Source organism: Modestobacter lacusdianchii (genome assembly GCF_054177765.1).
This window is the reverse complement of the sequence record NZ_JBJJTJ010000024.1, coordinates 55,678-65,933: the sequence shown is the minus strand read 5'-3', so window position 1 is coordinate 65,933 and position 10,256 is coordinate 55,678. Positions and strand designations below refer to the sequence as shown.

The following is a 10,256-nucleotide window of genomic DNA, read 5'->3' as shown; positions in this document are numbered from 1 at the left end:
GCCGTCGCCGATGAACTCAACGGCCGCCCACGCAAAACCCTCGGCTGGGACACCCCAGCCGAAGCCATGGCCAAGCTACTGTCGACGGCCCACGACGACGGTGTTGCGTCCACCCCGTGAATTCACCTGACCTGATCAGTGGCTGTCCCCCTGCACCAGCGTTGCTGCGGGAGGACAGCCACTGCTGCAGGGGGGACGTCCGCGCGGCGGTCAGCGGAACTTGTGGGTGAGGCTGTCCATCGTGCGGTTCACCGAGGCGATCTTCACGTGCGAGATCCCGCCGGACGCGCCGGCGGCGATCATCGCCTCGTGCGCCGCCCGCAGCGTCGCCCACACCGCGTCGGCGTCACCCTCGATCGTCGTCCCGAGTGCCCCGACCTCCGACCGCAGCCCAGAGGCCTGGATCACCCGGATCGCCGCCTCGACGAAGGCGTGCGGGTCCTCGGCGGTACCGGGCGGCGACGGTGCCACCTGGATCTCGGCGATGACCTGATCGGTCACTGCTGTCCCTCGGCACCCTCGGTCTGCGGCTCGGCCGAGGTGGCGGTGCGGTCGGCGACCCGGGCGGCCCACTCTACGATCCGGCGGGCGACGTCCTGCTCGGTGAGGCCGACGTCGGCGAGCACCTGCCCGCGGCTGCCGTGCTCGAAGAACTGCTGCGGCAGGCCCAGGGTGCGCACCGGTACGTCCCGGTCGGCGTCCTGGAGCGCCTGCGACAGCAGCGTGCCGACACCACCGGCCCGGCCGCCGTCCTCGACGGTGACCACCAGCCGGTGCTCGCCCGCCAGGGCCACCAGCTCGCCGGCCACCGGCATCACCCAGCGGGGGTCGACGACGGTGACCTCGATGCCGTGGTCGGCGGCGCGCTGGGCGGCGGCCAGGCACATCGGCACCAGCGAGCCGGTGGCGACCAGCAGCACCTCGTCGGCGTCGCCCCGGCGCAGCACGTCGACCGGGCCGCGCCGCTCGATCGCCGGCACCTCCGGCGGCAGCGCGCCCTTCGGGAACCGGACGACGGTCGGCCCGTCGGTGACCTGCACGGCCTCGCGCAGCGCCTCCCGCAGGGTCGGCTCGTCGCGCGGGGCGGCCAGCTGCAGCCCTGGCACGACCGAGCAGATCGACATGTCCCACATGCCGTTGTGCGATGCGCCGTCCGAGCCGGTGACCCCGGCCCGGTCGAGCACGAGGGTGACCGGCTGGCCGTGCAGCGCGACGTCCATCAGCAGCTGGTCGAAGGCCCGGTTCAGGAAGGTCGAGTAGATCGCGACCACCGGGTGCAGCCCGCCCATCGCCAGGCCGGCGGCCGAGGTCAGCGCGTGCTGCTCGGCGATGCCCACGTCGTAGGTGCGCTCGGGGAACCGCTCGGCGAAGGGAGCCAGGCCCGTGGGGTGCAGCATCGCCGCGGTGATCGCCACGACGTCGGAGCGGTCGGTGCCGATCCGCACCAGCTCGTCGGCGAACACGTCGGTCCACTCCGGGCCCTTGGCGGCCGAGGAGAGCCCGCTGTCGGGCTCGAAGACGCCGGTGGAGTGCCAGGCGTCGATCGTGTCGGTCTCCGCCGGCGGGTAACCGAAGCCCTTGGTGGTGACCGCGTGCACGATGACCGGCCCGCCGAAGGACCGGGCCCGGCGCAGCGCGTGCTCCATCATCTCGATGTCGTGCCCGTCGACCGGGCCGACGTACTTCATGCCGAGGTCCTCGAACATGCCCTGCGGTGCCAGGACGTCCTTGAGGCCCTTCTTGATCGCGTGCAGCGCGTCATAGAGCTTGGTGCCGACCACGGGGGCCCGGTGCAGCGCCTGCCGGACGGCGGCCAGCGCCTCCTCGTAGCCCGGGCGCAGCCGCAGGGTGGCCAGCGCGTCGGCGACCCCGCCGATGGTCGGAGAGTAGGAGCGGCCGTTGTCGTTGACGACGATGACGACCGGGCGGTCCTGGGCGGCGGCGATGTTGTTCAGCGCCTCCCAGGCCATGCCGCCGGTGAGCGCCCCGTCGCCGATGACCGCCACCACCGGGCGGTCCTCCCCGCGGACGGCGAAGGCCTTGGCCAGCCCGTCGGCGTAGGACAGCGACGTGGAGGCGTGGCTGTTCTCCACCCAGTCGTGCTCGCTCTCGGCCCGGCTCGGGTAACCGGAGAGGCCACCCCGCTGGCGGAGCTGGGCGAACCCGTCCAGCCGGCCGGTCAGCAGCTTGTGCACGTAGGCCTGGTGCCCGGTGTCGAAGACGATCGGCTCACGCGGGGACTCGAACACCCGGTGGACGGCGATGGTCAGCTCGACCGCCCCGAGGTTGGGGCCGAGGTGGCCACCGGTCTTGGCAACGGCGGCGACCAGCGCGTCCCGGATCTCCGTGGCGAGCACGGGGAGCTGGTCGGGGCGCAGTGCCCGGAGGTCGGCGGGCCCGGTCAACGAGCGGAGCAACGACACGACGGGGCAGGGTCCTCTCGACGTCGGCGGCGTCCGGTGGGGGGCGCAACCGGTGGGATCCCACTGTAACCGCGAACCGGCGACCTGCCCGGTGGGCGCCGGGAGCTAGAGGCGGGGCACCCAGCGCTCCCCGCGCAGCGCGCCGGCGACCACCTCGACCCCGCGGGCGGCGCGGGTCAGCCGGGCGCCCTCCCGCTCGTAGGCGCTGATCGCCGCCTCCATCGCCTCCGGCGGCAGCTGGTCGGCGAGCTCGACGCGCACCGTGCGCCAGCCGGCCCGAGCCGCCTCGAGGCCGGCGGCGACGTGGTCCCCGGCGAACCGGGCCAGCAGCACCGGGTAGCGCCGCAGCACCTCGTGGGCGCGGTAGTCCGGTGGCACGAGGTCGAACAGCCAGGCGACCGCGGTCCGCTCCCAGTCGGGGGCGCCGGGTGGGTGCACCTCGTCCGGCCAGCCGGGGGGCAGGGCGACGTCCACCCGTCCAGTGTGCGGGCAGCCGCCCCGCTCCTCGACACCGGATCGCACGTGTGTTCGAAGCGTGACCTGCCACTGTCCCGCCGTACCGCCCGGGGCAGGACGGCGCCCGGCGTGACGTGCCCGGTCCCGACCGGCCTACCGACCGGCTGGGCGGGCCCGACCCGGCGGCGGGCCGGCGTCGGGGCCCGCGAGGCCCGGAGCCGGCGGCCGCAGAGGGCGGCGAGCACGATGCCCCCGAGCGCCGACGGGACGTCACCGCGGGCCCCGTCCACGGCGGTGACCAGCACCACGCAGACCAGCGCCGTGCGCCAGGCCCCCGGGCTGACCGGGCGGGTCAGCACCCAGGTCCGGACGCCGCGGGCCCAGTCCTCCACGCGCTCGCCACCCGGATCGGCTACGGCTCCGCCGCGCCCGCCGCCTGGCGCCGGCTGGGCGCTGACGGCTGATCGTCGGCACCTGCGCCTACGTTCCGCGCTGTGACCGCGCACCCGATCGAGCCCCCGGACGTCGTGGAGACCCGCGCCGCCTACGACACCGTTGCCGTCTCCTACGCCGAGCTGGTCCGGACGTCGCTCGCGGAGACCCCGATGGACCGGGCGGTGCTGGGCGTCTTCACCGAGCAGGTGCGCACCGGAGGCGGCGGCCCCGTCGGTGACCTCGGGTGCGGACCGGGCCGGCTCACCGTCGACCTGCACCGCTCCGGGCTGGACGCCTTCGGGATCGACCTCTCCCCCGGCATGATCGAGGTGGCTCGTGTGCGCCACCCCGACCTGCGCTTCGAGGTCGGGTCGCTCGAGGCGCTGGCGCTGCCCGACGGCGGCCTGGCCGGTGCCCTGGTCTGGTACTCGCTGATCCACGTCCCGCCGGGACGACAGCCGGCGGTGTTCGCCGAGCTGGCCCGGGTGCTGCGGCCCGGCGCCCCGCTGCTGACGGCGTTCCAGGCCGCCGGCGACGAGCCGGTGCACCACCGCCAGGGCTACGGGCACGACATCTCCCTGCGCGCGTGGCGGCTGGACCCCGACCGGGTGGCACGGCAGCTCACCGAGGCCGGCCTCGACGTGCGGGTCCGGGTGCTGCGCGAGCCGGAGACGCAGTACGAGAGGTCCCCGCAGGCCCACCTGCTGGCGGTCCGGCGGTGACCCCTCGACCGCCCGGACGCGCCCCGGTCCCCGGGCCCGGCCGCGGCGTCGTCCCGCCCGGGCCGACGGACGTGCCGGACCAGCCACCACCACCGGGTGAGGCGGAGCGGGAGGCAGTACGGGAGACGCGCCGGGACGCCGATGAGGACAGTGACCCAGGACACACGGACCGGCCGCCGGGCCGATCCGGGGTCGCCCGGCCCGCACGCACTCGGCAGCAACGGAGGCCCCGACGTGACCACCTACCGCAACGTCCGCGACCTGCTCGCCGAGGCCGTCCACGAGGCGTTCCTCTTCGCCGACTTCCTCATCCGCAAGGCCGACGACCGGTGGGTCCTGCCGCGCGAGGACACCAGCCGCAGCCCGCTCTGACCCTCCCGCCCCCGCGGCGACGGCGGCCGTCCGAGGCCGGTCTAGGCCCGGACCAGCAGGGCGACGCACTCCACGTGGGCGGTCATCGGGAAGCAGTCGAAGGCCCGCAGCGCCTCCAGGCGGTAGCCCGCGTCCCCGAACGCGGCCACGTCGCGGGCCAGGGACGCCGGGTCGCAGGCCACGTAGACCACCGCACGCGCACCGGTGCCGGCGAGCACCCGGCTGACGTCCTGTCCGGCACCCGCCCGCGGCGGGTCCAGGACGACGACGTCCGGGCGGCCCACGTCCGGCAGCAGGTCGGTGAGCCCGGCGGCGTCCACCTCGCCCTGCCAGACCTCGGCCTGCGGCAGGTCGGCGAGGTTCGCGTCGGCGGCCGCGCAGGCCGCCTCGTCGTACTCCACGCAGACCACCCGGCCCGCGGCGCCGACGCCCGGGGCGAGGGCCCCGCCGAACAGGCCGGCGCCGGCGTACAGGTCGAGCACGGTCTCCCCCGGCTGCACCGCGGCGTACTCGGTGACCGCCGCGACGAGCGCGTCGGCCGCCGCGGGGTGCACCTGCCAGAAGCCGGTCCCCTCGACCTCCCAGTCGCGGCCACCGGCGGAACGCTGCGCCCGCCCGGCGGGCTCCTCGGGCACCTCGGCGCCCGGGCGGAGCACCTGGGTCTCCTGCGGCCTGCCGCGGCGGTCGAGCGTCGTCGTCGTCACCACGCCGGCCGAGTCGACGGCGACGTCCACGGCGCCGGAGTCGAGCCAGCGGCGGCCGAGGACCGCCCGCGCGGCCGGCTCGACGGTGATCGGGCAGTCGTCGAGGGGGACGACGTCGTGCGAGCGGTGCCGGCGGAGCCCGGGTGACCCGGTGCCGTCGACGGCGAACCGGGCCCGGGACCGCCAGCGCAGCGGCCCGCCGGGCAGCGGCTCGACGGTGACCTCGACGTCCAGGCCGGCCAGCCGGGACAGCTGCTCACGGACGACGGCGGCCTTGAGCCGGAGCTGCCCCTCGTGACCCACGTGCTGCCAGTCGCAGCCGCCGCACCCGCCCGGGCCGCTGTACGGGCAGGGCCGCTCGACCCGGTCGGGCGACGCCTCCAGGACCTCGACCGCGTCGGCGCGGCAGAACCCCTTCTGCCGGTCCTCCGTCACCTCGACCACGACCCGCTCGCCGGGCAGCGTGTGCCGCACGAAGACCACCCGGCCCTCGTGCCGGGCCACGCAGTGCCCGCCGTGCGCCACCGGGCCCACGGTCACCTCGAACCGGCGTCCGACCCACGAAGGACCCCGCTGCCCCCCACCACTCGCAGGCTCGCGGCGGGCCCCTGCAGCGGAGCCGGGAGCCTGCGACCGACGACGGTTCTTCGGCCACGCTCCAGGGCCCCGCGGCGAGCTCGCTCGTCGTGGGGGGAAGGGAGGTCCTTCTTCAGCCATACGGCGTCTGCTCGACGTCCTCGGTCAGCCCGCGGCGCAGGTCGCCGGGGGCCGGGCCGTCGCCGCGGGGGCCGCCGTCCCGGTCCAGCGAGCTCTCCAGCTGCCACGGCACGCTGGTGATCATGACGCCGGGCTGGAACTGCAGGCGGGTGCGCAGCCGGAGCGCGCTCTGGTTGTGCAGCAGGTTCTCCCACCAGTGCCCCACCACGTACTGCGGCACGAAGACCACGACCAGCTCGCGCGGGCTGGAGCGGCGGATGTCCCGCACGAAGTCCAGCACCGGCCGGGTGATCTCCCGGTACGGGGAGTCGACGACGGTCAGCGGGACCGGGATGTCGTAGCGCTCCCAGTCCTGCTGCAGGGCCCGGGTGTCGGCGTCGTCCACGTTGACGGTGAGGGCGGTCAGCTCGTCCGGGCGGGTGGCCCGGGCGAAGGCCAGCGCCCGCAGCGTCGGCTTGTGCACCTTCGACACCAGGACGACGGCGTGCACCTTCGACGGCTTCATCCGCGCGTCGCTGTCGGGCACCAGCTGCTCGGCGACGTGGGAGTAGTGCCGGTTGATCGAGCGCATCAGCAGGAAGATCACCGGCATCGCGGCGATGACGATCCAGGCGCCGCCGGCGAACTTGGTCACCACGACGATCGCCAGGACGATGCTGGTCAGCGACCCACCGACGGCGTTGATCACCCGGGAGCGCTGCATCTGCCCGCGCACGGCCGGGTCCGTCTCGGCGCGCAGCTCCCGGTTCCAGTGCCGCACCATGCCCCACTGGCCGATGGAGAAGCTGGTGAAGACGCCGACGATGTACATCTGGATCAGCTGGGTGGAGTCGGCGTCGAAGACGACCAGCAGCAGGATCGCGAAGCCGGCCAGCAGCAGGATGCCGTTGCTGTAGACCAGCTTGTCGCCGCGGGTGTGCAGCTGCCGGGGCATGAACCGGTCCTGCGCGAGCACCGAGCCCAGCAGCGGGAAGCCGTTGAAGGCGGTGTTGGCGGCCAGGATGAGCACCAGCGCCGTCGCCGCCTGGACCGCGAAGAAGCCGAGGGAGTCCGAGCCGCCGAACACCGCGGCGGCGACCTGGGCGATCACCGTCCGCTGGGGCTGCCCCTCGCAGTCGAAGCCGACCAGGTCGCAGGCGTTCTCGACGTACTTGACGTCGGCCAGCAGGGCCAGCGCGGTCACCCCGGCGAACATCGTCGCGGCGATCCCGCCCATCAGGGCGAGCGTGGTGGCGGCGTTCCGGCTCTTCGGCGGCTTGAACGCGGGCACCCCGTTCGCGATCGCCTCGACGCCGGTCAGCGCCGTGCACCCCGAGGCGAAGGCGCGCAGGACGAAGAAGACCAGGGCCAGCCCGGTGACCTCCTCGTAGCCCGGCTCCGGGGTGATCGCGTAGCCGGCGCTCTCGGCGACCACGTCACCGCCCACGACCAGCTCACGGACCAGGCCGGTGACGATCATGACCATGATGCAGGCGATGAACGCGTAGGTCGGGACGGCGAAGGTCTTGCCCGACTCGCGCACCCCGCGCAGGTTCATCGCCACCAGCAGCGCGACCAGGCCCACGGCGATCAGCACCCGGTGCTCGGCCAGGCCGGGGAACGCCGAGATGATGTTGTCGGTGCCCGAGCTGACCGACACGGCGACGGTGAGCACGTAGTCGGTGAGCAGCGCGCTGGCGACGACCAGGCCGGCGAACTGGCCGTGGTTCTTCATCGCGACCTCGTAGTCGCCGCCGCCCGAGGGGTAGGCGTGCACCACCTGGCGGTACGAGAGCACCACGACGGTCAGCAGCAGGACGACCACGGCGGCGAGCCACGGGGTGAGGAACAGGAACGACGTCCCGGCGAGCGTCAGGAAGATCAGGATCTCCTGCGTCGCGTACGCCACGGAGGACAACGGGTCGCTCGCGAAGATCGGCAGCGCCAGGTGCTTGGGCAGCAGCGACTCGCCGGCGCGGTCGCTGCGGACCGGCCGGCCGAGGACGAGCCGTTTCGGGAGTTGTCCGAGGTCGGACAGGGATGGCACGGCGGCGATGGTACGGACGCCGCGCCCCCAGATGTGCCCATCCGGGGCGACCTCCCTCACAGGGGCACCCGGAGGGGTGTGTCGAGGCCGCAGGGGCGGGCACCGCGGGTCCGGTGCGGGTGTACGTTCGCGCGCTGTACGCCCCGGCGATCCGCGGGGGCGGGAGACAGCGGTACTGGGCAGCAGACGGGGTGGGACAGGTGCACGTGGTCGTGATGGGCTGCGGCCGCGTCGGCTCGGCGATCGCCCGGCGACTCGAGGCGATCGGCCACAGCGTCGCGGTGATCGACCAGGACGCCGAGGCGTTCCGCCGGCTGGGCCCGGAGTTCGGTGGCCGGCAGGTCACCGGACTCGGCTTCGACCGGCAGACGCTGCTGGACGCCGGCATCGACTCCGCCGGCGCCTTCGCCGCGGTGAGCAGCGGCGACAACTCCAACATCATCGCCGCCCGGGTGGCCCGGGAGACCTTCGGCGTCGAGCACGTCGTCGCCCGGATCTACGACTCCAAGCGGGCCGAGGTCTACGAGCGGATGGGCATCCCGAGCGTCGCGACGGTGCCCTGGACGGTGAACCGGCTGATGCGCGAGCTGCTCTCGGTCAAGGTGACCGAGATCTGGCGCGAGCCCACCGGCAAGGTGCTGCTCATGCGGGTCACCGTCACCGACGGCTGGGTCGGCCGGCCGCTGGCCGAGCTGGAGACCGCCTCCGGCGCCCGGGCCGCCTGGCTGGTCCGCTTCGGCGAGGCCCAGCTGCCCACCCCCGCCACGGTCCTGCAGACCGGCGACCACCTCGTGCTCGCCGCCACCGACGAGCTCACCGACCGGGTCCACCAGGTCGTCGAGCAGGCACCCACCGGAGGGCAGCACTGATGCGGGTCGCCATCGTCGGGGCCGGCGCGGTCGGCCGGTCCATCGCCGCCGAGCTGCTGGGCAACGGCCACAGCGTGATGCTGATCGAGAAGAACGGCTCCCGGGTCAAGCCCCGCTCCGTGCCCGGCGCCGAGTGGGTACAGGCCGACGCCTGCGAGGTCAGCTCGCTGGAGGAGGCCCAGCTGGCCACCTGCGACGTGGTCATCGCCGCCACGGGTGACGACAAGGCGAACCTCGTCGTCTCGCTGCTGGCCAAGACCGAGTTCGCGGTCAACCGGGTCGTGGCCCGGGTCAAGGACCCGCGCAACGAGTGGCTCTACACCGAGGCCTGGGGCGTGGACGTCGCCGTCTCCACGCCGCGGGTGCTGGCGGCCCTCGTCGAGGAGGCGGTGACCGTCGGCGACGTCGTCCGGCTGATGAGCTTCCGCAAGGGCGCGGCGAACCTGGTGGAGATCACCCTCGCCGAGGACACCCCCTGGGTCGGGCGCCCGGTGCGCGAGGTGCCGCTGCCGCGGGAGACGGTGCTGACCACGATCCTGCGCGGTGACCGGGTGATCAGCCCCGACCCCGACGAGCCGCTGGAGGCCGGGGACGAGCTGCTGTTCGTCACCCACGGCGACATCGAGGAGCAGCTGCAGAAGATCATGTGCCCCGACGGCAGCTGCTGAGGAAGGACCCCCTCGCCCCCCACCACGAGCAAGCTCGCGGCGGGGCCCTGCGAGGGGGCCGTCAGGCCGAGGGCTGTTCCTCGGCTCGGTGGCGGTGCAGGCGGGCGACCACCCACAGCGTCACGACCAGCTGGACGGCGGTGACCGGCAGCCCGAGGGCCAGTGACGAGGTGCCCAGCCAGCCGACCGCGTTCTGCCAGTAGAACAGCCCCTGGACGGCGGCCCGGAGCAGGAAGACCCCGCCCCAGAGCACGGTCAGCCAGCTGTAGGCCCGCAGCATCCGCGGGTCGTCGCGCCAGTGCACCTCGGGTGGGGTGTCGGGCCCGCGGACCCGGCCGATCGCCTCGGCCGCGGTCTCGGTGTCCACCGCCTGGGCCGGCCGCGTGCCGCCGGCGAAGCCCCGGCCGCGCAGCGAGGGCAGCCGGTGGGCGGCCATGGCGCCCAGGTGGCTGGGCGCGAGCCACTCGGCGACCACGCCCACCAGCGGACGGCGGAACAGCAGGGAGCCCAGCAGCACGACCCCGATGCCCGCGTTGCGCACGATGCCGAGCACGAAGAAGTCACGGGCCTGACCGGAGTACCGGGCGATGGCGATGGCGACGGCGACCGCGAACAGGCCGCTGATCGCCTGCTGGATGCTCTGCCGCCGCACCAGCCGGAGCAGGAAGACGAGCACCGCGGCCACGGCGGCCGACCAGATGCCGACGGTCAGCCCGCCGAGGGAGTTCGCGACGATGAAGGCGATGGTCGGCAGCGAGGCGTCGACCATGCCGCGCCAGCCGCCGAGCTGCTCGAGCACCAGGTGCCGGTCGAAGGTCACGTCCTTCCCCTGCGGCACCTCCCCCTCGGGCCGGGCGGTCATCG

The 10,256-nt window shown here is 74.2% G+C and carries 10 protein-coding genes; 4 read left to right on the top strand and 6 right to left on the bottom strand.

The features are described 5' to 3' along the window. Nucleotides 1-210: 210 nt before the first annotated feature. The 3 genes from ACJTNH_RS16080 to ACJTNH_RS16070 form a co-directional block, all read right to left on the bottom strand. Nucleotides 211-501 carry a thiamine-binding protein gene (locus tag ACJTNH_RS16080; protein WP_458177402.1) on the bottom strand — a complete coding sequence of 97 codons (291 nt, stop codon included), beginning with the start codon at nt 499-501 and terminating at the stop codon, nt 211-213. Next, nucleotides 498-2,423 (bottom strand): 1-deoxy-D-xylulose-5-phosphate synthase, encoded by a 1,926-nt coding sequence (gene dxs, locus ACJTNH_RS16075; RefSeq protein ID WP_458177400.1) that lies wholly within the window; start codon nt 2,421-2,423, stop codon nt 498-500. Before dxs ends, ACJTNH_RS16080 begins: the two co-directional genes overlap by 4 nt. Nucleotides 2,424-2,528: 105 nt before the next feature. After that, entirely contained in the window at nt 2,529-2,897 is a 369-nt protein-coding gene (locus ACJTNH_RS16070; RefSeq protein ID WP_222196186.1) for a hypothetical protein, read from the bottom strand. Between the two features lie 476 nt (nt 2,898-3,373). Between ACJTNH_RS16070 and ACJTNH_RS16065 the strand changes: the two genes are divergently transcribed. Next, complete coding sequence (locus ACJTNH_RS16065; protein WP_458177398.1) at nt 3,374-4,036, top strand: class I SAM-dependent methyltransferase; 663 nt, start codon at nt 3,374-3,376, stop codon at nt 4,034-4,036. Nucleotides 4,037-4,270: 234 nt separating this feature from the next. Then, complete coding sequence (locus ACJTNH_RS16060; protein ID WP_458177396.1) at nt 4,271-4,408, top strand: hypothetical protein; 138 nt, start codon at nt 4,271-4,273, stop codon at nt 4,406-4,408. Between the two features lie 41 nt (nt 4,409-4,449). Here the strand turns inward: ACJTNH_RS16060 and ACJTNH_RS16055 are convergent, their stop codons facing one another. Continuing rightward, on the bottom strand, nt 4,450-5,652 hold the full coding sequence (locus ACJTNH_RS16055; protein WP_458177394.1) for a class I SAM-dependent RNA methyltransferase: 1,203 nt from the start codon (nt 5,650-5,652) through the stop codon (nt 4,450-4,452). Nucleotides 5,653-5,821: 169 nt separating this feature from the next. After that, a complete protein-coding gene (locus tag ACJTNH_RS16050) occupies nt 5,822-7,855 on the bottom strand; it encodes an APC family permease (protein ID WP_458177392.1) in 2,034 nt (677 codons plus the stop codon). 200 nt (nt 7,856-8,055) lie between these two features. Here ACJTNH_RS16050 and ACJTNH_RS16045 point away from each other — a divergent pair, with 200 nt between their 5' ends. Both ACJTNH_RS16045 and ACJTNH_RS16040 read left to right on the top strand, forming a co-directional pair. Beyond that, nucleotides 8,056-8,724, top strand: a complete 669-nt coding sequence (locus tag ACJTNH_RS16045; RefSeq protein ID WP_458177390.1) for a potassium channel family protein — start codon at nt 8,056-8,058, stop codon at nt 8,722-8,724. Beyond that, on the top strand, nt 8,724-9,392 hold the full coding sequence (locus ACJTNH_RS16040; RefSeq protein WP_458177388.1) for a potassium channel family protein: 669 nt from the start codon (nt 8,724-8,726) through the stop codon (nt 9,390-9,392). Before ACJTNH_RS16045 ends, ACJTNH_RS16040 begins: the two co-directional genes overlap by 1 nt. 61 nt (nt 9,393-9,453) lie before the next feature. On the opposite strand, the gene ACJTNH_RS16035 is transcribed toward ACJTNH_RS16040, so the two are convergent. Beyond that, entirely contained in the window at nt 9,454-10,254 is an 801-nt protein-coding gene (locus ACJTNH_RS16035; RefSeq protein ID WP_458177386.1) for a DUF3159 domain-containing protein, read from the bottom strand. Between the last annotated feature and the right edge of the window lie 2 nt (nt 10,255-10,256).

What these genes read in the sequence shown, in the direction of transcription:
- ACJTNH_RS16040 (WP_458177388.1), top strand. Translation starts at nt 8,724, where the DNA reads ATGCGGGTCGCCATCGTCGGGGCCGGCGCGGTCGGCCGGTCCATCGCC.
- ACJTNH_RS16035 (WP_458177386.1), bottom strand. Translation starts at nt 10,254, where the DNA reads ATGACCGCCCGGCCCGAGGGGGAGGTGCCGCAGGGGAAGGACGTGACC.